Here is a 25,018-nt window from a genome sequence, read left to right on the forward strand (position 1 = left end):
CTCATTAATTTGTGATAATTATTGAAATACTAAGTTACAAAGCCCAAATGAAATAAAACCGTATTAGCAATAAATATACATTACGGTAACATTTTGTACTTTCTGAGTTAATTTTAGAGCAGTAAACATTAATATATTATCAATAAAAAGATTTAAAATTACTTATTTAAGAGTATTCAAACGTATTTTTAATAAATTATTATCATTAAAATTCGTTAAACGGTGATTTTTTTTCAATATTTGTATAAACCAAATTGTGTCATAAAAAAAACTTCTTATGTCCATAAAAATAGCCATCTCCCACAAAACAACATACAAATTTGACCGAAGCGTTAAATTATTCCCGCATGTTTTCAGACTTCGTCCGGCAGTGCATTCAAGAACAGCTATTGAGGGATATTCCTTTAAAATAAGCCCTGAGGATCATTTCATCAATTGGCAGCAGGATCCTTTTGGAAATTACCAAGCCAGAATTGTTTTTCCTGATAAAATCAAAGAATTAAAAGTCGAGGTCGAAGTAATTGCAAAACTTCAGGTCATCAACCCGTTTGATTATTTTGTAGAAGAATATGCCCAAAAATTTCCGTTTAAATATGATAATTTACTTGAACAGGAATTGGTTCCTTATTTAAAATTAAGCGAAGAAAGCCCGACTTTCTTAAAATATATTGAAACCATAAAGCTCAATGATTCCATAGAAATAAATGATTTTTTAGTTTACCTCAACCAAGAGGTCTATAAAATGCTTGCCTACAATCTGCGGATGGAAGCCGGTGTGCAGACACCGGAACAGACATTAAGACTCAAAAACGGTTCCTGCAGAGATTTTGCCTGGCTGTTAATTCATATTTTACGTCACTTTGGTTTAGCCGCACGTTTTGTTTCCGGCTACATTGTACAATTAGCACCAGATATAAAATCTCTTGATGGACCATCGGGACCCGAAAATGATTTTACTGATTTACATGCTTGGGCTGAGGTTTATCTTCCCGGCGCTGGCTGGATTGGACTCGATCCTACTTCTGGGCTTTTTGCAAGTGAAGGACATATTCCCTTATGCTGTACACCTCATTATGAAAGTGCTGCGCCGGTTACAGGTGCTACCGAAAAATGTGAAGTAAGTTTTGATTTCGAAAACAAAGTAACCCGTATTCATGAAGATCCAAGGGTAACCAAACCGTATTCTGACAGACAATGGGAAGATATCATGGCGGTAGGAAATGTCGTTGAGAAGGATTTAATTGAAGGCGATGTCCGTTTAACAATGGGTGGAGAACCGACCTTTATTTCTATTGATGATTTTGAGGGTGCCGAATGGAATACTGATGCTGATGGTCCGCTTAAACGAAAACTGGCATACGATTTAGCACTTCGTTTAAAACAGCGGTTTGCTCACGGAGGATTACTGCATTTTGGACAAGGAAAATGGTATCCCGGAGAGTTATTTCCACGCTGGCAATATGGTTTATACTGGAGAAAGGACGGATTTCCTTTGTGGAAAAATGATGCTCTGGTAGCAAAAGAAGGTGAAACGCAATTTACTTTTCACGATGCCGAAAAATTTGCTGTCGAATTAACTAAATTCTTAGGAATTGACGCTAAAAACATATTACCTGCCTACGAAGATCCAATCTATTGGGCTCTTGAAGAAGGTAAACTTCCAGTGAATTTAGACCCATTGAAAGTGAATTTAAAAGATTCTATTGAACGCCATAATCTTGCAAAGGTTCTCGAAAAAGGTTTGAATAATCCTTCAGGGTTTGTTTTGCCAATACGAAAAGATTACACTCAGGCAAATTGGGAAAGCTGTGCTTGGGAATTTAGAAGAGGAAACTGCTTTTTAATTCCTGGAAATTCCCCAATCGGTTTGCGCTTACCGTTAGATTCACTGCCAAAGGTTTCTAAAAATAAAAGAGAAACAGTTGTAGACAGAAGTTTATTTGAAGATCTGCCTCCATTAGGGGATTACTCCGAAAAAGTAAAAAATCGTTACGGAACTATTGCAAAGATTTTTGAAGCGGTCAAAAAAGTGTTGCCTAAAAAAGAGGATAAAAAGGAAGAAGATCCCTTATTATTTGAAGTAGACACTTTCATCACAGCAATGTGCATACAAGAACGCGACGGAATGCTGTACGTTTTTCTGCCGCCAACTGATTATTTAGAAGATTATATCGACTTAATAACTTCTATAGAAAGTACTGCCGAAAAATTGCAGATGTCCGTAAGAATTGAAGGCTACCAGCCAAAGACGGATTACAGAGTCGAGAAAATGATGGTTACTCCAGACCCTGGCGTGATTGAAGTGAATGTACATCCAGCCAAATCTTGGCAGGAAATTGTAGACAATACAACGGCACTATATGAAGAGGCTTTTCTGTCCCGTTTAGGCACTGATAAATTTATGGTAGATGGTCGTCATACCGGAACTGGAGGAGGAAATCACGTAACATTAGGCGCAGAAAAACCTGAGGACAGTCCGCTATTGAGAAGACCTGATTTATTGCGAAGCTTAATTACTTATTGGCAGCACCATCCGGTTTTAAGCTATCTTTTTGCAGGACCTTTCATTGGACCGACAAGTCAAGCGCCGCGTATTGACGAAGGCCGTGATGAGCGTCTCTATGAAATGGAAATTGCGTTTGAACAAATCCCAAAAGACAGAGAAGTTCCTTTTTGGATGGTGGACAGGATTTTTAGAAACCTATTGACAGATATCACAGGAAATACGCATCGTACCGAGTTCTGTATCGATAAATTATACTCACCTGATTCATCAACAGGACGTTTGGGAATATTAGAATTAAGAGCTTTTGATATGCCTCCGCACAAACACATGAATTTAGTTCAAAATCTATTAGTTCGTGCTTTAGTCGCCAAATTCTGGAAAAATCCATACGAGAAAAAACTGATCCGCTGGGGAACCGAACTTCATGATAAATTTCTCTTGCCGCATTTCGCCTATCTGGATATGATCGATGTGGTAAACGATTTAAAAGATGCTGGATATAATTTTGATATTTCATGGTTTGATCCTTTCTTCGAATTTAGATATCCGCATCATGGCAACGTGACTATCGATAATATCCAATTGGAAATAAGATTAGGCATAGAACCTTGGCACGTACTCGGCGAAGAACTGTCCAGCACCGGAACTGCCCGTTTTGTAGATTCCTCATTAGAACGTTTACAGGTAAAAGTTTCTGGAATTGTGCCCGAACGCCATATTTTATTATGCAAAGGATGCCGAATCCCATTAAGAAGCACTGGAACCAAAGGAGAATATGTAGCAGGAATACGTTACAAATCATGGAATCCACCATCAGCATTGCATCCTAATATCGGGATTGACGTACCGCTAGTTTTTGACTTAGTCGATACTTGGAACAATAAAGTAATTGGTGGCTGTACCTATTTTGTAACGCATCCCGGCGGAAGAAGTTTTGACAGTTTTCCTGTGAATAGTTTTGAAGCTGAATCAAGAAAAATAAGTCGCTTTTGGGATTTTGGCCATACACCGTCATCAGCACTTGAGGATGTAGAAAAAGAGAAAGAAATGATTTCGAACAGTACTGCAACATCCCGTTTTTTAGTAGAATCTAAATCAGATCTAAGACTTGACACCCCTATAGAACTCATTAACCCTGAATACCCTTACACTTTAGATCTAAGACATTATTGGAAAGCAAAAGAATAGGATAATTGCATTGCTGTTCGCTTTAAAAGCCATTATTTTGCCAATTATAAAAAACGCAATTCATTTACAATTAACAAATGATTCAAGATATTTCATTAGGACTGCTCCATTCATATAAAGAAAAAATCAATTCTTACGACGAAGTACTTGACCAAAATGGTGAAATAAAGCCATATTGGAAAGGACTTTTTGACACCTTAGAATCTATTGGAATTGATGAATTGGAATTACGCAATCAGGAAATCGTAAAAAAATTAAAAGAAAACGGAGTTACGTATAATGTTTACGATGCAAATCAGGAATCGAATCGTGCCTGGAAACTGGATCCTATTCCGTTTCTCATTCACGAATCGGAATGGAAGACTATCGAACGGGGATTAAAACAGAGAGCGCACTTATTAGATTTAATTCTAAAAGATCTTTATGGAAATCAATCATTAGTAAAAAACGCCATAATTCCTGCCGAATTGGTTTTTGATAATTCGGGTTTTCTCTTGCCTTGTTTTGATATTAGACAAAAACACGACAAACAATTACTGAATTACGCTGTTGATTTGGCCCGTGGACCTGATGGAAAAATGTGGCTATTAGACAACAGAACTCAATCACCTTCTGGAGCGGGTTATGCTCTGGAAAATAGAGTTGTAATGAGTAAAGTTTTCCCTGAACTCAATGAAAAAACATATCGAAAAAGACTTTCTCCCTACTTTAGCCAATTACAGCAAACCGTTGACACATTAGGCAATAACACCAATGAAAACCCAAATGTGGTTTTCCTGACTCCTGGTCCTGGAAACGAAACCTATTTTGAACACGTTTACCTTTCCTCTTATTTAGGCTATACCTTAGTTCAAGGAAATGATTTATTAGTTAGAGATGGTTTTGTCTGGCTAAAATCTATCGACCAGCTGGAACGGGTTGATGTAATTATCAAAAGATTGGATGACGTATGGTGCGACCCATTGGAATTACGCAGAGATTCTTTGCTAGGAATCCCCGGCTTACTGCAAGTCATTCGTTTAGGAAATATTTCAGTGATGAATCCTCCCGGAACGAGCATTTTAGAGAATTACGGTTTGATGGCTTTTATGCAGAATGCCTGTAAATTTCTGCTAAAAGAACCTTTATTAATTAGCTCGATTGCTACTTGGTGGTGCGGGCAAACCAAAGAATTAGATTTTGTTTTGGCCAATTTACCAAAACTAATCATAAAAAAAACCAACCGGAAGCAAGGTTTCAGATCAATTTATGCACGTTTATTGAATAAGGAACAGCTTGAAGATTTAAAAAATCTGATTCGTAAAAATCCTAAAGATTATGTAGCCCAAGAAGAAGTGAGTTTATCTACGACTCCAGCTTTTGTTAATGGAACAATAGAACCAAGATATGCCGCAATCCGTGCTTTTTTGATTGCAGATGGAGATGATTACCAAGTAATGCAGGGCGGTTTGACCAGAAGCTCAGCAGTGAAAGACAAGTTTGAAATTTCGAACCAATTAGGCGGCATTTCTAAAGACACTTGGATCATTACAGATGCACCAACAGAATATCAAGAAAAAACAGTTGAACGAAAAAACACCAACAACCAGCTAAATAATTCGCTGACCAGCCGAAATGCCGAAAACCTATTTTGGTTAGGCCGCTTGTGCGAAAGAACAATGGCTTTGCGCAGTTTTCTAAAAATTATTCTGAACAGACTTAACGAAAATGTGGTTAAACATGGTAACGAACAGCCTGAATTCTTAGTTGTTTTATTAAAATCACTAACTCATCTTACCCAGACCTATCCCGGATTTGTGGGAAAAGAAGCCAAAGACGGAGAAGTATTTGACAACGAAGCTATTTTTGTAAACTCAATTACAGAGTTACTTCTCTTAATTAACGACTCCAAAAAAATAGGTTCAGTAGTTTATAATATGCAGTCATTACTCAACACCATTAACCAAGTTAGTGAAAAATGGAACAACGACACCCGACAAATTATTAATTTACTGGAAGAAATCCATTTTACGCTTAAAAACACAAATAACATCAATCATGTAAATCATGCTTTAGATAAACTCCACATTCGTCTTTTTTCATTTTATGGAAATATATACGAAACATTACCACGGGATAATGGTTTTTATCTAATGGAAGCTGGAAAAAATGTAGAACGGTTTTTATCTTTAATTTCGGTTTTTCGTTCTGCTTTCAATTACAAAAAAGCTGAGGAAGATGAAGCCGTTTTGATGGAAGCTATATTAGAAAACCATCATTTATTGGCACAATATCGAAATATTTACAAATCGCATTTGAGTTTAAAAGCCGTGATTAATATGGTTTTTTTAGAAAAAAACTTAACGTACACACTTTCTTTTTTGTTAAATACTCTTACTCATTATCTCTCTAAATTACCCAAAACCAATGAGCCAAACCGATTGAGTATTGCCGAAAAATCAGCTTTAAAAGCCAGTACAATTATTAACTTAATTGATGCCGACAGCCTGATACAAGTCGATGAAATGACACAATTTCGTCCAGAATTAGACCAAACGCTTTCGGATGTTTTTGAACTAATCTGCAATGTTTCCAACAACTTATCCAGTTTGTATTTTAATCATTCTGTAATCCAGCATTCCGTTTTAGATACACTTGAAAATAGCGAATCCGATGAAATATAAATTAAAACATCAGACACTTTATACCTACGTGAATGAGGTTCACAATTATCAAAGTATTTTGTGTTTGCAGCCTCAAAATTCTGCGAAACAAATATGCAAAAATTTCAAAATAGAAATTGAGCCTAAACCCTCTAAAATATATTCCCGCACGGATTATTTTGGTAATATTCAGCATTATTTTTCGCTTCATCAATCGCATCAATCGCTAAAAGTTACCGTTTCCAGCGAGGTTGAAGTATTGGAAAATGCTACAAAGCCCATAAACCCAATTACCTGTGAAGAAGCTAGACTAAAATTCACAACTGACCGTTCGCTAAAAATTGAAGTTTTACAATACCAACTGCCTAGCCAATTCATCACTTGGGACGAAGAAATTACCGCTTTTGCAGAAAGCTGTTTGCTTCCAAAAACGCCCCTTTTTGAAGCAGTGCTAAATTTAATTAAAAAAATATATACTGAATTTCAATTCAAATCAGGTTCTACCAATGTCAATACACCGCTAAAAACAGTTCTTAAAGAACGAAGAGGCGTTTGTCAGGATTTCTCTCATTTGGCAATTGCCAGCCTGCGCAGCGTGGGGATTCCTGCGCGGTATGTAAGCGGTTATATTGAAACATTACCGCCAATAGGCAAACCAAAATTAGAAGGCTCTGACGCTTCACACGCTTGGATATCTGTCTATGTTCCAGAAATGGGATGGTGCGAATTTGACCCAACCAACAATATGATTCCGCAGCAAAGGCATATTGTAACCGCTTATGGAAGAGATTTTGCTGACGTATCACCGCTAAAAGGAATTATTTTTAGTTCCGGAGATCATAAAGTAAAAGTTGAGGTGGATGTGATACCTTTGATATAATTGGCTATTTTATCATTGAAATTTTATAACAATTTCTCATTTTAATATAAGTTTGACTCTTTATAGTTTTTATAACTTCGTTCTTAATTACAGTAAAGAGTTACAATTAATTATTTAATAAAAAATTTATCAAAAAGCATCCTCTTTTAACGCCGGGAAAAGCTTCTGTACTTGATTTAGATACAGCGAATGCTTTGTTTGCCGAAATTAAAAAATCGGAGCTTCCTTTTGGTTATCAGCAGGCTAATTGCCATAATATTTCGCATTACATCAGATTGCTGTTAGCATCTAAAGGCTGTCAATGTGCCAAAATTTGGGTTTTTGCCCCTGTTGTTTATTCCTCTTCAAACAGCCAGCAGATTTCTTTCATTGATAAAAAAAACATCTCTCCAACCGGAACAATCGATTGGGGTTATCATGTTGCGCCGGCAATTGAGGTCAGAATTAATGGTAAAGCACGCAAAATGGTTATTGATCTAGGATTATTTCCTAACGGAATTGTCAGATACAGGACTTGGCTTGCCAAATTAAATACCAAAAAACTCATTTATTTAATTATGGATTCTGAATGGTATTTATACAATTCCTCGATGATTCCTAATGCCCAGCTGCAATCTGATTCAGATCAACTATCAGATTCAAACCAACCCAACGTTAAACTCCCGGATTGGTTTTCGGACAAGCATATTACTGATTTCTTTAAATATGAAGAAGATGCATTGGAACAGCATTGGATCGAAAAAGGATTAGCAGTAAACGAAACGGCTATGACTTTTTATGACGCCGAAATCAAACCTATTCTTGATTCGGAACAGCATCAAGATTTAGTTACAGATTATAAAATGCTGGCTGGAAATGTTTTTAATTTTGAAACCATTTTTAGAGATAATAATTGGAATTACGAGATGAATAATGACTTTCAAATGAAACATCAGTATGTCATCGCTAAATACCGCGAGATTTATTCTTCGAATCTCAATAAATGGCTGGAAAAATTCTCTTTGGTAGAAACTTTTAATTAGAACTAATAACCTGAACTCAGATATTATTGTCTCCAATAGTCGAAACCGTTGGCTATAAGTAAACTTTGGATTATTTTTTCTGAATCATGGCAAAAAAGCAAAATCTTTCCTTTTAGCCCCGATTGCAGTGAAAATCCTTATGGCCCGGGGTTCGGGACATAAGATTGAAACGGAAAGCGGGACAATATTTCCTAAAAATGCCTAATCTTTCTGCTCCAAATTCATTTTCAAAAAAGTCTTTTGAATTGAATTAGAAAACCAATAACCAGATAATACTAATTTAATATTCATTTTTTATTTCTTAATCTAGGTTAAGTGCCCCAGCTGTATAGCTGCCGTAAATTTGTCCTATCAAAATGAAACAAATAAATTTTCAAACAATAAAAAATAAAATTATGGCAACTACAAAATGGGCAATCGACCCAACACACACAGAAATTGGTTTTAAAGTAAAACACATGATGTTCACTAATGTTTCAGGTACATTTGGAACTTATGATGCTACAATCACAACAGAAGATGATAAGTTCGAAAATGCAGACATTGAATTCTCAGCAGACATCAATTCTATTAGTACCAATAATACTGACAGAGACAATCACTTGAAAAGCGGTGACTTTTTTGATGCAGAAAACCATCCTAAACTGACTTTCAAAGCAACTTCTTTTACTAAAAGCGGCGATGATTATGAATTAACAGGTGACTTGAGCTTAAGAGGCGTTACAAAATCAGTAAAACTTCCTGCAGAATTCAGCGGTTTAATGAAAGACCCTTGGGGAAACACCAAAGCGGGATTGAATATTTCTGGAAAAATAAACCGTAAAGACTGGGGATTGAATTGGAACTCTGCTTTAGAAACTGGCGGTGTATTAGTAGGTGAAGAAGTTAAATTAAACATCGAACTGCAATTGATAAAATTATAAATCATTTCGCAAAAACTGATTTTCTATACATACAAACCTCCATACTTAATTAATGAGTATGGAGGTTTTGTTTTATCTCACTTTTATCTTTTGATATAAATCCTAAAAAAATATTACTTTTGCACCCGATTTAATTATTAAATCTTTAAAACATTCAATTTTAAATTTTAAAACATGAAATGCCTTTTGGCATTCCATCTGACTAATAAAACAATAAAAAAACTACAGATGAAAGCATACGTATTTCCAGGTCAAGGTGCACAATTTACAGGAATGGGCAAAGACTTATATGAAAACTCACCATTAGCAAAGGAATTATTCGAAAAGGCAAATGACATTTTAGGTTTCCGCATTACAGACATCATGTTTGAAGGTACAGCTGAAGAATTGAAAGAAACTAAAGTGACGCAGCCGGCTGTTTTTTTACACTCAGTTATTTTAGCTAAAACTTTGGAAAATTTCAAACCAGAAATGGTAGCAGGACACTCTTTGGGCGAATTTTCAGCATTAGTTGCCAATGGCGCTTTATCATTTGAAGACGGATTAAAATTGGTTTCGCAACGTGCCTTAGCAATGCAGAAAGCCTGTGAAATAATACCCTCAACAATGGCAGCAGTTCTTGGATTAGCAGATAATATCGTTGAAGAAGTTTGTGCTTCTATTGATGGTGTTGTAGTTGCTGCTAACTACAACTGCCCTGGACAATTAGTTATCTCAGGAGAATTTTCTGCAGTAGAAAAAGCTTGTGAAGCAATGAAAGCCGCTGGTGCAAAACGCGCTTTGTTATTACCTGTTGGCGGCGCATTTCACTCGCCAATGATGGAACCGGCAAGAGAAGAATTGGCTGCAGCTATTGAAGCAACAACATTTTCTGCTCCTATTTGCCCAGTGTATCAAAACGTAACAGCATCTGCGGTATCGTCTGCAGACGAGATCAAGAAAAACTTAATCATTCAATTGACAGCTCCTGTAAAATGGACACAATCCGTACAGCAAATGATTGCCGATGGTGCAACTTTGTTTACTGAAGTTGGTCCAGGAAAAGTATTGGCCGGTTTAATTGGAAAAATTGACAAAGAAGCTGCGACAGCAAATGCTTAAAAAGCAGACTACAGATTGCAGAATTTAGATTTCAAAAAATCCATAATATTACAGAATCCTCATGAACTTATGTTTGTGGGGATTTTTTGTTTTACGGTTGAGATGCACTGTGGTGCATCTCAACAAACTTATTCCCTCCACCATTCTCTAATTTTTCTAATAATTCGGCTTTGGCTTCTTCGGGCGTATAACCATTTTTAAACTCTTCGTCAAAATCAAAAGTAGCTCTGTCTATCCCTTTAAATTTAATGCTCGAAGATTCATAAACCACAGAAGGCTCTTCTACTTTGGTTATTTTCGGATTTTCTTTTTTAGGATTCATGACTCATAATTTATCTAACGAATTTATAACTAATTATTTAAAACAAAAAACCCTAAACTATCAACTGATAATTTAGGATTTGTATTTTAATTGAATACTGATTATTAACTTCTAATTTTCTGCTCCCATTTCCAAGCACTTTCCATCGCTTCGTCTAATGTTGATTCTGCTTTCCAACCTAAAACGTTATTCGCTTTATCGGTATTGGCGTAAGCCGAAGTAATATCTCCTTCTCTGCGTCCTACAATTTTATAAGGCAGTTTTTGTCCGCTTACCTTCTCAAAAGCTTGAATCACTTCCAAAACTGAGCTTCCTGTTCCTGTTCCCAGATTAAATGTTTCTACTTTATCTAAATTTTCCTTATTCAGCAAACGCTGTAAAGCAATAACGTGGGCTTTCGCCAAATCGACTACGTGAATATAATCGCGTACAGCCGTTCCATCGAGTGTAGGATAATCATCTCCAAAAACCGATAATTCTTTTCGCAAACCAAAACCAGTTTGTGTAATAAATGGCACTAAATTTTGTGGAACTCCTAAAGGCAACTCACCAATTTCTATTGAAGAATGAGCTCCAATTGGGTTAAAATAACGCAGCAAAATTGCATTAATGTTAGTGACTTTTGCGGTATCTATAATGATTTCTTCGCCAATTTGCTTAGTATTTCCATAAGGTGACATCGCTATCTGAATAGAAGCTCCTTCGTTTATTGGCATTTCTTCGGCTTGACCGTAAACTGTACAAGATGAACTGAAAATAAAATTAGCCTTTGGCTGTTCTTGAAGTTCTTGGAGCAAATAAACCAAAGTATGGATGTTATTTTCATAATACAGCAACGGATTTTCAACACTTTCTCCAACTGCTTTTGAAGCTGCAAAATGAATTACTCCTGAAATATTCTGATGCTTTTTGAAAAAATCCTGCACTTTTTGTTTATCGCGTAAATCTATATTTTCGAAAGCAGTATTAATTCCGGTAATAGCTGCAATTCCGTCCAAAACTTCTATCGAAGAATTTGAAAGATCATCAATAATAATTACTTCAAAACCTTTATTTTGCAATTCAACAACAGTATGTGAACCGATAAAACCTAAACCGCCAGTTACTAATATTTTCATTTTATTTTTTTTACGAAGGTAATTTATAAGCTTGTCTGGCAATCAATAACCATTTATTTTTTTGCTTTTGCCAAATAAGCATTATCCCAATTTTAATATCTTTATCTACACCGTCATCTTTAGTATGCGCGACTAAATTATGGCGAACAATTGCTGCGTCTCCAACAATTTCAATGGTTTGATTTTGAAATTCTATGCTAACAAAATCAGATTCTCCATCCACAATTTTCTCAATAAAAACAGCTTGGTTTTGAATATTCCCGCTTGAATGCCCATAGCTCAAACCTTCAGAAGTTAGTTCTTTCAGCTTTTTCCCATCGGCATCAATCATAGCCTGACGCAAAACTTCAACACGAGCTGCAACAGCTGTTATTTCTTTGGATTTGGAACTAATTTGAGCAAAACCTAAAAACTGAAACAAGACTGCCACGACAGCTGTAAAAAAGTATTTCATCAATTATTTATTTAAAAATTCCAAAACGCTGTCTGCGATGAATTTTATTTGCTCATCGTCTAATTCGGTGTGCATCGGCAATGCAATCACTTCTTTTACCAATTGATTCGTTACTGAAAAATCTTCCTCTTTGTAACGAGAATCAACGTAAGCTTTTTGCGAATGCAATGGAATTGGATAATAAATAGCACAAGGAATTCCTTTATTCAGTAAATGCTGCATGAGCGCATCTCTATCAGCATCAATAATTCGAAGTACATATTGATGAAAAACATGATCATCACCATTCAAATCAAATGCTGGAACAACAATGTTTTTATTTCCCTCAAAAGCTAAATTGTATTTTGATGCTGCTAAACGACGTGCCGCATTATATTCGTTCAAGAAAGGCAATTTAGCATTCAAAACCCCAGCCTGAATACTGTCTAATCTTGAATTAACTCCTACCACATCATGATGGTAACGCTCATACATTCCGTGGTTTACAATACCTCTAATTTTGTGTGCCAAAGCATCATCATTGGTAAAAATAGCACCACCATCACCATAACATCCTAAATTTTTAGAAGGGAAAAATGAAGTTGAACTCACATGACCTATAGCTCCAGCTTTCTTTTTACTTCCGTCAGCGAAAGTGTAATTGGCCCCAATAGCCTGTGCATTATCTTCGATTACATACAGATTATATTCTTTAGCAATAGCCATAATTTCGTCCATATTAGCCGAACGTCCAAATAAATGTACTGGCACAATTGCTTTAGTTTTCGGGGTAATTGCTTTTTTGATTGCTTCGATAGAAATGTTCATGTTTACCACATCAACATCGACCAAAACGGGTGTAAGCTGCAACAAAGCAATAACTTCAACAGTAGCCGCAAAAGTAAAATCGGCTGTAATCACCTCATCACCTGGTTTTAAATCCAATCCCATCATTGCAATCTGCAGAGCATCAGTCCCATTTGCACATGGAATTACGTGTTTTACATCTAAATATTCTTCGAGATCTTTTTGAAATTTGTGGACTTGCGGCCCATTAATATAAGTATTGGAATCCAAAACTTCTTGAATCGAAGCATTTACAGTTGCTGCAATTTTATCATATTGACTTTTTAAGTCAACCATTTGTATTTTTTTCATGTATTCTTTTTTAGTATCCTATCTCTTAACAGGAACAATTAATTGAGGCAAGCCTGTCTTAAGCCTAAATTTTTATTACAATTTAACACCTTCTAAACAAGCACAACAAAAATAGTTATTTAATGAATTTAAACCAATGAAAATAACATAAAGAAAATGTATTTTTACAAAAAAATTACTGATGCATTTTCTTTACAATTTAATCACTCAATTAGCCCAGTTTTTAATAAAAATTACAGCTCTTTTCAGTCCAAAAATGAAGCTTTTTGTAGATGGAAGAAAGGATGTATTTGTGATTTTAGAACAAAAAATAAAACCTCAAGACCGAACCATCTGGTTTCACTCTGCCTCTTTAGGCGAATACGAACAGGGATTGCCTGTAATTGAAAAAATCAAAGAAAAATACCCCAGCCACAAAATTGTCATTAGCTTTTTTTCGCCTTCAGGATATGAAGTGCGCAAAAACAATACAATTGCCGATGCAACGGTTTATCTCCCTCTGGACACTCCAAAAAATGCAGAGCGATTTTTAAAACTAGTCCACCCCGAACTTGTATTCTTTATCAAATATGAATTCTGGATCAACTATCTGGATCTGTTGCAAAAACAGCAAATTCCCACTTATTTAATTTCGGGTATCTTTAGAGAACAGCAGTTATTTTTTAAATGGTACGGAGGATTTTACAGAAAAGCACTAGACAGCTTTACTCACTTTTTTGTTCAAAATGAAACCTCAAAAAAATTGATTTCTCAGCTGGGAAAAACCAATATAACCCTTTCAGGAGACACACGATTTGACAGAGTTGTCACGATATTAGAAAAAGATAACAGCTTAGACTTTATTGCACAATTTAAAAACAGCAAAACAACCATCGTCATAGGGAGTTCATGGCCAAAAGATGAATCATTACTGATAGAATACATTAATTCCTGCCAGCATGATGTAAAATTCATCATTGCTCCGCACAATATTAAACCGGAACAAATTCAGCAATTACAAAACTGCATCACAAAAAAAACAGTTTTATTTTCGGCAAAAGAAAACAAAGATCTGTCACAATTTGACGTCTTTATAATAGACACTATAGGCATTCTAACCAAAATTTACAGTTATGGCGACATTGCTTATGTGGGCGGTGGTTTTGGAAAAGGCATTCACAATCTTTTAGAGCCTGCCACATTTGGAATCCCAATAGTAATAGGGCCAAATTTTGCTAATTTCGACGAAGCTGTCAAACTGGTTGACAATAAAGGGTGCACCTCTATAAATAATTTCAAAGAACTTGAAATTACTTTTTCAACACTAATCCAGAACACCGAAACAAGACATCAAAAAGGAAAAATCTGTTCCGAATTTGTACAAAAACACAAGGGAGCTACCGATTGTATTTTAAGTCAAATTGCCAGCATAAAAAATTGATAAAAACATTTCAAACATAAAAAACAAACTATCTAAACAGAAATACAAAACCTTGTAAATGTGAGAATTTTTTAAAAAATATAGTTTTTACCTGTTTTTTTACTTCAAAAATCAAAAAGCTAACCACTTGATTAAAAATAATTTTTAAAAAATAAATGAAAAAATATTTTACGTATTAAAAATTTTATATCTTTGCCACGAATTAATAATTAACCTTTATATTAAATTAAGATGAAAAAAGTATTTTTAAGTTTAGCTGTTGTTGCTGTATTAACTGTTGTATCTTGTAAAAAAGCTGACGCTCCTGCTACTGAAGAAGTTGCTGCTGATACTACTGCTGTAGTTGCTGATACTACTGCTGTAGTTGCTGATACTACTGCTGTTGCTGCTGACACTACTGCTGCTGCACCTGCTGCTACTCCAGCTGCTGCTCCAGCTAAGTAATTTTAAATTACACTAGAAAAAATAAGCTGCATTTAATGCAGCTTTTTTTGTTATTATCCCAAAAATTTAAATTTTGGATAATTCCGCAAAAAACACCATCCCCTTGTGAGATGGTCTTTTTTTTTAGTTTATAAAAAACCTAATAAGAGTTTTTGCTCCTCCACAGGTTTTTACATTCACCCAACTTTCGCAACCAATCCCTAATCCCATTTTTCAGAATTAAGAACTATCTAAAACCAAAAAAACCTCTTCTTTCGAAGAGGCTTTTTGTACCCGGAGCCGGAGTCGAACCGGCACGGTTTCCCACAGGTGTTTGAGACCAGCGCGTCTACCAATTCCGCCATCCGGGCTTAGCAAACATGAAACAATTAACAATTATTTCAACGCAATAAAGAGATAATGTGTTTCAACAATTATCTTTTCCTTTAACACGGTGCAAATGTAAAAAATATTTTTAAACATTCTAATAAAAATACTTAAATTTTTCCTTTCAGAGTTAATTTTATTTTCTAAATTTGCACCTCGTTAAAAACGATACTCACAACTAACTACAAAACAACAAATTAAATGTCACACCTAGAACCAGAAGCTAAAATTTTTGCTTGTTCAAAAAGTGAATATCTTGCAGAGAAAATTGCAAAAGAATACGGAATCCCTTTAGGAAAAATGACCATGTCAACCTATAGTGACGGTGAGTTCCAGCCTTCTTATGAAGAGTCAATCAGAGGATTACGCGTTTTTATCGTTTGCTCCACTTTTCCAACTGCCGATAATTTAATGGAATTGTTACTGATGATTGATGCTGCAAAACGTGCATCGGCAAGACACATTACTGCTGTAATTCCATACTTTGGTTGGGCAAGACAGGACAGAAAAGACAAACCAAGAGTACCGATTGGAGCCAAACTAGTAGCAAATTTACTAGACGCTGCAGGAGCAACCAGAATAATGACAATGGATTTGCATGCTGATCAAATACAGGGATTCTTTGAGAAACCGGTAGATCATCTTTTTGCATCCACTATCTTTTTACCTTATGTAGAAAGTTTAGGCCTTAGCGATTTAACAATTGCTTCACCAGACATGGGAGGATCAAAAAGAGCTTATGCATATTCTAAGTTTTTAGATTCTGAAGTGGTTATCTGCTACAAACAAAGAAAAGCAGCTAACATTATTGAGACAATGGAGCTTATCGGAGAAGTAAAAGGCAGAAACGTTATCCTTGTGGACGACATGATTGACACCGGAGGAACCTTGGCGAAAGCCGCCGATTTAATGATCGAAAAAGGAGCCTTGAGCGTAAGAGCTATTTGTACGCACGCCATTTTATCTGGAGGTGCATACGAAAAAATAGAAAATTCAAAATTACTGGAACTAATCGTAACCGATTCTATTCCGTTAAAAAAGCAATCAAACAAAATAAGAGTAGTGAGCTGTGCACCGCTTTTTGCCGAAGTAATGCACATGGTACACCACAACAATTCCATTAGCGGGAAGTTTTTAATGTAAAAGGCAAGTGATCAGCTCTTAGTAATTAGTGAATAGCCAAAATCAAACACTTACTAATTACCAATAACTAATCACTAAATAACAAGAGTTTAATTAATAACTATATAAATATTTACAATGAAATCGATTACAATTAAAGGATCAGAAAGAGAAAGCGTGGGCAAAGTAGCTACTAAAGCCTTACGTAATGCTGGATTGGTTCCTTGCGTATTATACGGAGGAAGTCAAGCAGTTCATTTTTCAGCGGAAGTTATAGCTTTCAAGAACTTGGTTTACACTCCAAACGCGCACACAGTTGTGATTGAACTTGGAAACGGTAAAACTTTCAACGCTGTATTACAAGATATCCAAGTACACCCGGTATCTGACAAAATTTTACACATTGACTTCTTTCAAATCCATGATGACAAAGAAATCACTATTGAAGTTCCAGTAAAAATCGTTGGTAACTCAAAAGGAGTTATGGCAGGTGGAGATTTACGTTTGAACAACCGTAAATTGAAAGTTAAAGCTTTACCAAAAAATCTTCCAGATTTCGTTGAAGCTGACATCACGCCTCTTGACATGGGTAACAAATTATATGTTACTAAAGTGCCAACACCAAACTTCAAAATCATGCACCCAGACAATACAGTAATTTGTCAAGTGAAGATCTCTCGTGCGGCTATGAAAGCAGCTCAAGAAGCAGCAAAAGCAGCAAAAGCTCCTGCAAAAAAGAAAAAATAATACTTTTTCAATCTATATCAAAAGCATCAGTTTTACGACTGGTGCTTTTTTTTTGAATAGAAGCGAAAGATTGGGCATTTTCAGGAAACATGTATTCCCGCTGTCTTTCCAATCTTTTATTTTTTAAAGGAAAAAATAAAAGGATTTTCCCTCCCATCGGGGCTGAAGAGAAACATAGTACATTTTTGGAAACATTCTTTAAAAACCAATTACAAAATTTAGAATTTATAATAATTCTATTCTCTTGGTTCTTTTTTCTTGATTCTTTCCTCTTTACTCTTTTTACCCTATTTTTGCACGATGATAAAATGGATACAAAACCTGTTTTCATCAACAAAAACAGCAGAGAACATAGACAACATGAAGAAATTTTTAATCGTTGGCCTTGGCAACATTGGCTCCGAATACGTAAATACCCGACACAACATTGGTTTTAAAGTGGTTGATTTTTTAGCTAAAAAAGAAGGACTCTCTTTCGAAACCGTAAAACTGGGCGCACTCGCCGAATATAAATTCAAAGGAAGAACCTTTTTATTACTTAAGCCAAATACCTACATGAACTTAAGTGGAAAGGCAGTAAAATATTGGATGGACAAAGAAAACATTCCGCTCGAAAACATACTGATTATAACCGATGATTTAAACCTTTCATTCGGAACTATCCGTATCCGAAAAAAAGGCAGCGACGGAGGCCATAACGGACTCAAGAACATCAATCTTGTCTTGAACACACAAGAATACACCCGCTTCCGTTTTGGCATCAGTGATGAGTTTAAAAAAGGGCAGCAAGTAGATTATGTACTTGGAGACTGGGATGACAATGAGAAAGCAAAACTTCCCGAAAGACTGGAACTCGCTTCCGAAATTATAAAATCTTTCGGAACTGCCGGAGCAGAACACACCATGACTGCTTTTAACGGGAAATAAACAGTTATTCACAAAGGCAAAAACAATAAAAAAAACTCAAAACCTTACAATCAGTAAGTCTTTGAGTTTTTTTATTGTAATGAACTGCCTAAATAAAAAATAAGGTTGCCATCTCGCATTTTTTAAACATTATGCCATTTCATGTTTTAGAACAATCTGCTCTTCGATTGCATCCCAGAGAGCTATTCTTTTTTCTAAAGCCAAAATTGAAACATTTTGCACATCCGACCACTTTTTTGAATCTTCACCGCAAAGTTCTTTTATCATTGTCATAGCCATTGGACCATGTTCATCTGCATCTAATTCAATATGTCTTTCAAAATAATAAAGAAGTTTATCTAATTTATAATCTGGAAATTTAGACTGAAATTGCTTCAAAATTTCCGTGAACATAGTTGGAATCAAATCTTCTCGTCCAAAAGTAAATGCAGCAGCTATTTCATGGGGTTTTCCCTCTTCAATAACTTTAAACGTAAAATCTAGAAACGCTTTTATGTTTGGATGTAAATCACTTTTTTTAATAGCCACAAATATATTCTGAAGTGAATTAACTTCTGACAAAAACTGTTCTATATAAATTGTTTTTGCCCCGCATTCTTCCATCGCCTCCATATACATTTCAAAATGGCTTAAATGCCTGCCATCAATGCTTAAATCACTTTCTTCTGCCAATACAATTTCATTGATTAAATATCGGGTCTCAGGATATGGTGTCGCAAACCAAGGCGTTGTTGTACAGGTTAATTTGCTTTGTAATGCCTTTAATAGCGACATAAAATCCCAAACAGCATACACATGACACTCCAAAAAAGAATGCAAATCATCAATTGTATTTATTTTTTTATATAATGAATGATTTAATAATTGTTCTTTTTGAGTTTGGATATTATTGTTGATTGTTGCAATATTCATTTGGGGGTTGTTATTTTTGTGTAAAAGTAAAAAAGCTTCCTGTTTACAAGAAGCTTTGATGTTAATTTTATAATTATTTTAGTATTTGTATGATTTTATTTAAAAGCTGAAATTCCAGTAACATCCATTCCAGTAATCAATAAATGAATATCGTGAGTCCCTTCATAGGTAATTACAGACTCTAAATTCATCATGTGGCGCATGATGGAATACTCTCCAGTAATCCCCATTCCACCTAGCATTTGTCTGGCTTCACGTGCAATATGAATAGCCATATCAACATTATTTCTTTTGGCCATAGATATTTGAGCCGTAGTAGCTCTGCCTTCATTTCTTAAAACTCCAAGCCTCCAAGTCAATAATTGCGCTTTGGTGATTTCAGTAATCATTTCAGCCAATTTCTTTTGTTGCAATTGTGTTCCTGCGATAGGTTTATCAAACTGTATTCTTTCTTTAGCATAACGCAAAGCAGTGTCATAACAATCCATTGCAGCACCAATTGCTCCCCAAGCAATACCGTAACGAGCCGAATCCAGACATCCAAGCGGTGCACCTAATCCAGATTTGTTAGGCAGCAGATTTTCTTTAGGAACTTTTACATTATCAAAAATCAATTCTCCTGTCGATGATGCACGAAGCGACCATTTATTGTGAGTTTCTGGAGTCGTAAAACCTTTCATCCCTCGTTCTACAATCAAACCATGTATTCTTCCTTCTTCATTTTTTGCCCAAACGACTGCAATATCTGCAAATGGAGCATTGGATATCCACATCTTGGCACCATTCAAAAGATAATGATTCCCCATATCTTTAAAATTAGTAATCATACTCCCAGGATCTGAACCATGATTAGGTTCTGTTAATCCAAAGCATCCTATCAATTCCCCAGTGGCTAGTTTTGGTAAATATTTTACTCTTTGTTCTTCGTTTCCGTATTTCCAAATTGGATACATTACTAATGAAGACTGTACAGATGATGTCGAGCGAACTCCTGAGTCACCTCGCTCTATTTCCTGCATAATTAAACCATAAGAGATTTGATCTAATCCAGCACCGCCATATTCTACAGGAATATAAGGGCCAAATCCCCCTATTTCTCCCAATCCTTTTATGATTTGTTTTGGAAATTCAGCCTTTTGAGCGTATTCTTCTATGATAGGTGAAACTTCACGTTTTACCCAAGCACGGGCAGAATCACGAACGAGTTTGTGTTCTTCACTTAATAAATCATCTAGATTGTAATAATCTGGGGCTTGAAATAAATCGGGTCTCATGATATTTTTTTTAGTCAATACAAATCTACATAAAGAAATATAACAAAACCAATATATAATGTTATAAAAAATAATTTTACTTAAATTTTTATTTTCAATAAAACCACAACATCCACAAAGGGTGAGTTATTTTAATCATTCTTTTTTTTAAAATAATTTAGCTGATTATTGTTTACGCTAAAAGCTTATTGTTTAAAAGAAATCCCAATTATCATAAAATTAAGAAAAAAATCATTTAAGCTCTAAGATTATTAACCAAAAAAATCATTTTTAATAAAAAAAATATTATCCTTTTACATATTTCATTTCAGTTCAATATTTGTTTCCCCGCAAGGAAAATTATTCGAAACTCAAAAATTGGCCAGCAGATGAAAAGTCTGATTTTTTTAAAGACTATTATCCAAATGCAATCAATAAAATAATAATTGAAACGAACAACTTTTTGCAATTCTACATCAAAAAGGGAAGGGTAAAATATTGGATAGAGTAATACAATTTTGTAATATTGCGTAAATAAATTAATAGATATTAATCAACTGTTTTACCCCAAATCAGTCTAAATTAAAATTATGAAAAAACAAATACTTATTTTATTATTATTAGCTGGGTCAATAGGATACTCACAAACACTGGATTGCAGTAAACTTAAAAACATCAAAGCGTATAATCCTGATTATCCTAAAAAATCTTTTGTGATAAAAGGCGCAACTCAAGAAAGTTTTGACAATGGAGTTCTTCAGCTAGTTTGGAGCGTAAAGTGGCTGAGCGACTGTGAATATGAAGTAACTTGTGTTAAAAAGCTTGTAGAGTCGCAGATGGAGGTCGGAGACAAAATTGTCATGACCATTATTAGCATCGATGGTGATTGTTTTACAATAAAAAGAACTTTCCATGCCAAAAACTTTCCAGATGGCGATGTAGATCCAGAAAACACCTATTGTATAGCAAAGTAACTGACTGCTTCACAAATTAACTTAAATAAAAGTTCCAGTAATAGCGTGATTTTTGAATCTCAAATTACTGGAACTTTTTTATTATTACCAAAGCCACTATTTTATTTTAGTATTTGAATATTGTCCCCAGCTCTTGGTACGCTTTGCACGAGATAAGGGGAATAAAGATTGTCTGCAGCAAATTTATTATAATGAGCTATACTATACACCAATCTAAAATGAGGCCTCGCCCAAACATCTCTTTCCGCAGTTGGAACAAATGTTGGAGCAATTGTAAATTTGGTCATCTGACCAAAGTCTTGCGTACCATCTTTCTTCCAAACCAAATCAAATTCATGGAGTAAATACAACCAATCTTTTATGTACCACGTTCCTCTAGCTCAATGTCATTAAGTTAAGGATTAAATGATAAAATGATTGCTGATTTTTGATTAACGATTTCTGATTTCAGATGTAATACGCCTTGCAAAATCGACAATCTAATATTTAGTCACACCAAATCTGAAATCTGAAATCGTTACCCGAGCCTGAAAGGCGAACAGGCGAAGCAATCCTCAATCTAAAATCCCTTAACTTAATAACATTGGTCGTAAGCTATTCCCGCACGTCCATAACTCCCAAAGAGAAATTTTTGTTAAAAATACTCGGAGCCTGAGCTAATAAATGCAATAAAAATAAACATAAGGATTAAGAAGAAAGAATTTTTTTGGAGGGAGAACGGACTATGTTCGAACAAAAAAAGTCAGCCAACAAGATTTTCACTCAATAAAATTGAAAAATCTACTTTTGCCATAGAAAAAAAACAAGTCTTACATTTTTAAATAAAAATCCTTTGTAAGTTCAACATATTGGGGAGTATAAATATGTCGGGCGGTTTCGATAATTAATTCATCAATAAGAAAAGAAGTAATTTCATTTCGGCTAAAAGCCAATAAACTGCGTTTAGTTTCCGTGATAGGAGTTCCTTTTACACGTGTAATTTTTAGGGGATATAATTCGTATTCTTTTGCAATAGCCCTAAATTTTTCTTCTTCTTTAAAAGGAATTATAACAGAAAAAATTCCACTCTCAGAAAGCAACAAAGCAACTGCCTCAATCAAATCTTCAAAAGGCATCGCCTCTTGAAAACGTGCCAGATCTCGTTGTCCGTTTTCAGATTTATAATCTTCGCCATAAAAAGGAGGATTAGAAACAATTAAATCATACTCATCTTCTGGCTCTTCGACAAATTCATCTAAACCAGCATGAAAACAAAACAAACGGTCATTCCAAGGGGAATTTTCAAAATTATCTGTAGCTTGTTCGTAAGCCTCTTCGTCAATTTCTAAAGCATCAATTTGTTGCGAGGCACTTCTTTGTGCCAGCATTAAAGCAATTATTCCCGTTCCTGTTCCAATGTCCAGAATACTGAAAGGATTGTTTTCTATCGGAGTCCAAGCACCTAGCAAAACACCATCAGTACCAACTTTCATTGCGCAACGGTCTTGTTCAATGGAAAATTGTTTAAATTGAAACATATAGAATTTTGATTTCAGATTTTTTTTAAACTAAATACTAAACGTTTTCTACAAATACATTTCTATAAGACCCTCTGGCAAATCCATAATGATTTTTTTGTTTTCTCTATCAATTTTCACCAAGAAATGATCAATCATCGGAATCAAGATTTCAGCATCTCCTTTAAGAACTTCAAAAAGAGGCTGAGCAGTGGTATCATTGATAGACTGAATTTCTCCAACATAACCCAAGCGTTTGTCCTCTACTTCAAAACCAATTACTTCATGAAAGTAGAATTTATTGCCCGTAAGTTTGGGCAGCATTTTTAGAGGAAGATAAAGATCGCTTCCTAAAAGTGCATCCGCTCCTTCTTCAGTATTTATATCTTCAAAACGAATACGGAGGAAATCGTTTTTGTGAAGTGAGCTGTTTTCAATAAAAAAAGGAACCAGGTGTTTGTTGCATTCAACAAACACTGATTCCAAGTTTTCGTATAACTCAGGTTCGTCTGTGTCTAAATAAGCTAAGACTTCCCCTTTGAAACTAAATTTTTTGGCGATTTTACCCAAATAGAAACAATCTTCTTTACGCATTTTCGCCTACTAAATTATGCTTCAGTTGTTTCGTTATTTTCTTCTGCAGCAGGAGTTTCTTCTGCTTCAGCAACAACTTCTTCTTCTTCAACAGCAGGAGTTGCAGCAGCAATAGCATCAGCTTCTGCTTGAGCAGCATCAGCCAAACGTTTTGCGTTTACAGCTTGTTCTGCTTTCAAAGCTTTAGCTTTAGCATCAGCTTGCGCTTTAGATAAACCGTCTTTTTTAGCATCAACTTTTCCAGCTTTAGCTTCTAACCAAGCTGCTAATTTTGCATCAGCTTGTTCTTGAGTCAAAGCACCTTTACGAATACCTCCATCAAGGTGGTGTTTCAATAAAGCTCCTTTATAAGAAAGAATAGCTTTTGCTGTATCAGTAGGCTGAGCACCATTGTGCAACCATTTTACAGCACTATCAAGATTTAATTCGATAGTTGCAGGATTTGTGTTAGGATTGTAAGTACCAATTTTTTCAAGGTATTTACCATCTCTTTTTGAGCGAGCATCTGCTGCTACAACCCAGTAAAACGGTTTTTGTTTTTTACCGTGTCTTTGTAATCTAATTTTTACTGACATAATCGTATGATTAAATTTTGAGGTACTCGACCTCTATTAATTAAGGGTGCAAAGATACATCTTTTATCGAAACAATCTAAAAAGTTTATTATTTTAATGATTAATAGTTCATTAGCTGTATTTTTATTTTATTTGACATGAGAAAAAGCCCTAATGAAATTAAAAATCCTCTATTTTTGTGATTCAAAATTAAAATATATGCGCAGATTTATTTCAGTTATAATACTTTTATTTAGTTTAGTGTCTTGTGAAGATCAAGTTAAATTCAACAATCCCGCTGTACAAGGATTAAAAGACAACGTCCTTTGGAGAGCCACTTTAATGAATGCTCTTCAGTCTACTGATGGTTCACTAACAATAACTGCTTATCAAAAAAATGATGCTTTAATATTAAAAACTGCAAGTACTACAGTTAAAACCTATCTGCTTGGAATGGATATTACTAATAAAGTAATAGTAAAAGAAAAGACTAATGAAATTATTACTGTTTTTTCAACGGGCAAAAACTGGGGCGATGGCCAAATTGTAATTACAGAATTTGATGCCATAAACCACACAGTTACTGGAGAGTTTAAATTTAATGCAAAAAATGAATCCGTTGATCCTTTGACCGGAACTAATGTGAATTTCCAAAAAGGGATTTTTTACAAAGTTCCAGTTACCATTGAAACTAATTCACCAAAACAACTTTAGCTATTGTTTTTTTTGAATTGTATTGTTTAGGAAATTAAGACATAGCTAAACTCCAAAAGCAAAGTTCATAAAGCTCCTTATTTTATCTGGCAGATTCTATTTGCGTTGATTCTTAAATTAATAATAGCACAGAAGACGGTTTTTAAATGTTAAACTAGAAGAAGAACAACACAACGAAACAGAGCTTTTTCATAAAATATCT

Annotated in this window: 22 protein-coding genes, 1 tRNA gene and 1 pseudogene; 13 read left to right on the plus strand and 11 right to left on the minus strand. The window is 35.0% G+C overall.

The window, feature by feature from the left end:
- The first annotated feature begins 277 nt into the window (after window positions 1-277).
- The 6 genes from CLU83_RS13325 to fabD all read left to right on the plus strand — a co-directional run bounded on the left by CLU83_RS13325 (window position 278) and on the right by fabD (window position 10,262).
- Window positions 278-3,694, plus strand: a complete 3,417-nt coding sequence (locus tag CLU83_RS13325; RefSeq protein WP_100432062.1) for a DUF2126 domain-containing protein — start codon at window positions 278-280, stop codon at window positions 3,692-3,694.
- A gap of 77 nt (window positions 3,695-3,771) precedes the next feature.
- Window positions 3,772-6,357, plus strand: coding sequence for a circularly permuted type 2 ATP-grasp protein (locus CLU83_RS13330; RefSeq protein WP_100432063.1), 2,586 nt, complete (start codon window positions 3,772-3,774; stop codon window positions 6,355-6,357).
- Window positions 6,347-7,216 carry a transglutaminase family protein gene (locus CLU83_RS13335; protein ID WP_100432064.1) on the plus strand — a complete coding sequence of 290 codons (870 nt, stop codon included), beginning with the start codon at window positions 6,347-6,349 and terminating at the stop codon, window positions 7,214-7,216. Before CLU83_RS13330 ends, CLU83_RS13335 begins: the two co-directional genes overlap by 11 nt.
- Window positions 7,217-7,410: 194 nt before the next feature.
- On the plus strand, window positions 7,411-8,238 hold the full coding sequence (locus tag CLU83_RS13340) for a protein-glutamine glutaminase family protein (RefSeq protein ID WP_198512291.1): 828 nt from the start codon (window positions 7,411-7,413) through the stop codon (window positions 8,236-8,238).
- A gap of 395 nt (window positions 8,239-8,633) precedes the next feature.
- A complete protein-coding gene (locus CLU83_RS13345; protein WP_100433733.1) occupies window positions 8,634-9,161 on the plus strand; it encodes a YceI family protein in 528 nt (175 codons plus the stop codon).
- A 228-nt stretch (window positions 9,162-9,389) separates the two neighbouring features.
- The gene (gene fabD / locus CLU83_RS13350; protein WP_100433734.1) at window positions 9,390-10,262 is read left to right on the plus strand and encodes an ACP S-malonyltransferase; all 873 of its coding nucleotides are present in this window, start codon (window positions 9,390-9,392) and stop codon (window positions 10,260-10,262) included.
- Window positions 10,263-10,353: 91 nt separating this feature from the next.
- Here fabD and CLU83_RS13355 read toward each other — a convergent pair whose 3' ends face one another.
- The 4 genes from CLU83_RS13355 to CLU83_RS13370 form a co-directional block, all read right to left on the minus strand.
- Window positions 10,354-10,584: a hypothetical protein gene (locus CLU83_RS13355; protein WP_100432066.1), complete on the minus strand. Its 231-nt coding sequence runs from the start codon at window positions 10,582-10,584 to the stop codon at window positions 10,354-10,356.
- 104 nt (window positions 10,585-10,688) lie between these two features.
- Complete coding sequence (gene galE, locus CLU83_RS13360) at window positions 10,689-11,702, minus strand: UDP-glucose 4-epimerase GalE (RefSeq protein WP_100433735.1); 1,014 nt, start codon at window positions 11,700-11,702, stop codon at window positions 10,689-10,691.
- 10 nt (window positions 11,703-11,712) lie between these two features.
- Window positions 11,713-12,156: a nuclear transport factor 2 family protein gene (locus tag CLU83_RS13365; RefSeq protein ID WP_100432067.1), complete on the minus strand. Its 444-nt coding sequence runs from the start codon at window positions 12,154-12,156 to the stop codon at window positions 11,713-11,715.
- Between the two features lie 3 nt (window positions 12,157-12,159).
- The gene (locus tag CLU83_RS13370; RefSeq protein WP_100432068.1) at window positions 12,160-13,293 is read right to left on the minus strand and encodes a DegT/DnrJ/EryC1/StrS aminotransferase family protein; all 1,134 of its coding nucleotides are present in this window, start codon (window positions 13,291-13,293) and stop codon (window positions 12,160-12,162) included.
- A 181-nt stretch (window positions 13,294-13,474) separates the two neighbouring features.
- Between CLU83_RS13370 and CLU83_RS13375 the strand changes: the two genes are divergently transcribed.
- Both CLU83_RS13375 and CLU83_RS13380 read left to right on the plus strand, forming a co-directional pair.
- Entirely contained in the window at window positions 13,475-14,713 is a 1,239-nt protein-coding gene (locus CLU83_RS13375) for a 3-deoxy-D-manno-octulosonic acid transferase (protein ID WP_100432069.1), read from the plus strand.
- Window positions 14,714-14,944: 231 nt separating this feature from the next.
- The gene (locus CLU83_RS13380; protein ID WP_100432070.1) at window positions 14,945-15,157 is read left to right on the plus strand and encodes a hypothetical protein; all 213 of its coding nucleotides are present in this window, start codon (window positions 14,945-14,947) and stop codon (window positions 15,155-15,157) included.
- A 270-nt stretch (window positions 15,158-15,427) separates the two neighbouring features.
- On the opposite strand, the gene CLU83_RS13385 is transcribed toward CLU83_RS13380, so the two are convergent.
- A tRNA-Leu gene (locus CLU83_RS13385) sits at window positions 15,428-15,507 on the minus strand.
- Between the two features lie 217 nt (window positions 15,508-15,724).
- On the opposite strand from CLU83_RS13385, the gene CLU83_RS13390 reads away from it, so the two are divergent.
- The 3 genes from CLU83_RS13390 (at window position 15,725) to pth (ending at window position 18,319) form a co-directional block, all read left to right on the plus strand.
- The gene (locus tag CLU83_RS13390; protein ID WP_100432071.1) at window positions 15,725-16,666 is read left to right on the plus strand and encodes a ribose-phosphate pyrophosphokinase; all 942 of its coding nucleotides are present in this window, start codon (window positions 15,725-15,727) and stop codon (window positions 16,664-16,666) included.
- Window positions 16,667-16,783: 117 nt separating this feature from the next.
- Window positions 16,784-17,392, plus strand: coding sequence for a 50S ribosomal protein L25/general stress protein Ctc (locus tag CLU83_RS13395; protein ID WP_100432072.1), 609 nt, complete (start codon window positions 16,784-16,786; stop codon window positions 17,390-17,392).
- A 300-nt stretch (window positions 17,393-17,692) separates the two neighbouring features.
- Window positions 17,693-18,319: an aminoacyl-tRNA hydrolase gene (pth, locus tag CLU83_RS13400; RefSeq protein WP_100432073.1), complete on the plus strand. Its 627-nt coding sequence runs from the start codon at window positions 17,693-17,695 to the stop codon at window positions 18,317-18,319.
- Window positions 18,320-18,448: 129 nt separating this feature from the next.
- On the opposite strand, the gene CLU83_RS13405 is transcribed toward pth, so the two are convergent.
- Together CLU83_RS13405 and CLU83_RS13410 are read right to left on the minus strand one after the other, a co-directional pair.
- On the minus strand, window positions 18,449-19,231 hold the full coding sequence (locus CLU83_RS13405; protein WP_100432074.1) for a DUF3050 domain-containing protein: 783 nt from the start codon (window positions 19,229-19,231) through the stop codon (window positions 18,449-18,451).
- 95 nt (window positions 19,232-19,326) lie between these two features.
- Window positions 19,327-20,505 (minus strand): acyl-CoA dehydrogenase family protein, encoded by a 1,179-nt coding sequence (locus CLU83_RS13410; protein WP_100432075.1) that lies wholly within the window; start codon window positions 20,503-20,505, stop codon window positions 19,327-19,329.
- 569 nt (window positions 20,506-21,074) lie between these two features.
- Here CLU83_RS13410 and CLU83_RS13415 point away from each other — a divergent pair.
- Window positions 21,075-21,458 (plus strand): hypothetical protein, encoded by a 384-nt coding sequence (locus CLU83_RS13415; RefSeq protein WP_100432076.1) that lies wholly within the window; start codon window positions 21,075-21,077, stop codon window positions 21,456-21,458.
- A 101-nt stretch (window positions 21,459-21,559) separates the two neighbouring features.
- On the opposite strand, the pseudogene CLU83_RS13420 reads toward CLU83_RS13415, so the two are convergent.
- The 4 genes and pseudogenes from CLU83_RS13420 to CLU83_RS13435 all read right to left on the minus strand — a co-directional run.
- Window positions 21,560-21,823: pseudogene (locus CLU83_RS13420) on the minus strand (carbohydrate porin); the annotation flags it as partial.
- A gap of 444 nt (window positions 21,824-22,267) precedes the next feature.
- Window positions 22,268-22,975 (minus strand): tRNA1(Val) (adenine(37)-N6)-methyltransferase, encoded by a 708-nt coding sequence (locus tag CLU83_RS13425; RefSeq protein ID WP_100432078.1) that lies wholly within the window; start codon window positions 22,973-22,975, stop codon window positions 22,268-22,270.
- Between the two features lie 48 nt (window positions 22,976-23,023).
- Window positions 23,024-23,548, minus strand: coding sequence for a ribosome maturation factor RimM (gene rimM / locus CLU83_RS13430; RefSeq protein ID WP_100432079.1), 525 nt, complete (start codon window positions 23,546-23,548; stop codon window positions 23,024-23,026).
- Window positions 23,549-23,562: 14 nt separating this feature from the next.
- Complete coding sequence (locus CLU83_RS13435) at window positions 23,563-24,123, minus strand: 30S ribosomal protein S16 (protein WP_100432080.1); 561 nt, start codon at window positions 24,121-24,123, stop codon at window positions 23,563-23,565.
- A 198-nt stretch (window positions 24,124-24,321) separates the two neighbouring features.
- On the opposite strand from CLU83_RS13435, the gene CLU83_RS13440 reads away from it, so the two are divergent.
- Window positions 24,322-24,816 (plus strand): DUF6252 family protein, encoded by a 495-nt coding sequence (locus CLU83_RS13440; RefSeq protein ID WP_157802097.1) that lies wholly within the window; start codon window positions 24,322-24,324, stop codon window positions 24,814-24,816.
- Window positions 24,817-25,018 lie beyond the last annotated feature (202 nt).

The organism is Flavobacterium sp. 1, from assembly GCF_002797935.1.
Classification (GTDB): Bacteria; Bacteroidota; Bacteroidia; order Flavobacteriales; family Flavobacteriaceae; genus Flavobacterium.

Bases quoted from the DNA above. Each gene is read 5' to 3' on its own strand.
- CLU83_RS13325 (WP_100432062.1), top strand. From the start codon at position 278: ATGTCCATAAAAATAGCCATCTCCCACAAAACAACATACAAATTTGAC.
- CLU83_RS13330 (WP_100432063.1), top strand. From the start codon at position 3,772: ATGATTCAAGATATTTCATTAGGACTGCTCCATTCATATAAAGAAAAA.
- CLU83_RS13335 (WP_100432064.1), top strand. From the start codon at position 6,347: ATGAAATATAAATTAAAACATCAGACACTTTATACCTACGTGAATGAG.
- CLU83_RS13345 (WP_100433733.1), top strand. From the start codon at position 8,634: ATGGCAACTACAAAATGGGCAATCGACCCAACACACACAGAAATTGGT.
- fabD (WP_100433734.1), top strand. From the start codon at position 9,390: ATGAAAGCATACGTATTTCCAGGTCAAGGTGCACAATTTACAGGAATG.
- CLU83_RS13355 (WP_100432066.1), bottom strand. From the start codon at position 10,584: ATGAATCCTAAAAAAGAAAATCCGAAAATAACCAAAGTAGAAGAGCCT.
- galE (WP_100433735.1), bottom strand. From the start codon at position 11,702: ATGAAAATATTAGTAACTGGCGGTTTAGGTTTTATCGGTTCACATACT.
- CLU83_RS13365 (WP_100432067.1), bottom strand. From the start codon at position 12,156: ATGAAATACTTTTTTACAGCTGTCGTGGCAGTCTTGTTTCAGTTTTTA.
- CLU83_RS13370 (WP_100432068.1), bottom strand. From the start codon at position 13,293: ATGAAAAAAATACAAATGGTTGACTTAAAAAGTCAATATGATAAAATT.
- CLU83_RS13375 (WP_100432069.1), top strand. From the start codon at position 13,475: ATGCATTTTCTTTACAATTTAATCACTCAATTAGCCCAGTTTTTAATA.
- CLU83_RS13380 (WP_100432070.1), top strand. From the start codon at position 14,945: ATGAAAAAAGTATTTTTAAGTTTAGCTGTTGTTGCTGTATTAACTGTT.
- CLU83_RS13390 (WP_100432071.1), top strand. From the start codon at position 15,725: ATGTCACACCTAGAACCAGAAGCTAAAATTTTTGCTTGTTCAAAAAGT.
- CLU83_RS13395 (WP_100432072.1), top strand. From the start codon at position 16,784: ATGAAATCGATTACAATTAAAGGATCAGAAAGAGAAAGCGTGGGCAAA.
- pth (WP_100432073.1), top strand. From the start codon at position 17,693: ATGATAAAATGGATACAAAACCTGTTTTCATCAACAAAAACAGCAGAG.
- CLU83_RS13405 (WP_100432074.1), bottom strand. From the start codon at position 19,231: ATGAATATTGCAACAATCAACAATAATATCCAAACTCAAAAAGAACAA.
- CLU83_RS13410 (WP_100432075.1), bottom strand. From the start codon at position 20,505: ATGAGACCCGATTTATTTCAAGCCCCAGATTATTACAATCTAGATGAT.
- CLU83_RS13415 (WP_100432076.1), top strand. From the start codon at position 21,075: ATGAAAAAACAAATACTTATTTTATTATTATTAGCTGGGTCAATAGGA.
- CLU83_RS13425 (WP_100432078.1), bottom strand. From the start codon at position 22,975: ATGTTTCAATTTAAACAATTTTCCATTGAACAAGACCGTTGCGCAATG.
- rimM (WP_100432079.1), bottom strand. From the start codon at position 23,548: ATGCGTAAAGAAGATTGTTTCTATTTGGGTAAAATCGCCAAAAAATTT.
- CLU83_RS13435 (WP_100432080.1), bottom strand. From the start codon at position 24,123: ATGTCAGTAAAAATTAGATTACAAAGACACGGTAAAAAACAAAAACCG.
- CLU83_RS13440 (WP_157802097.1), top strand. From the start codon at position 24,322: ATGCGCAGATTTATTTCAGTTATAATACTTTTATTTAGTTTAGTGTCT.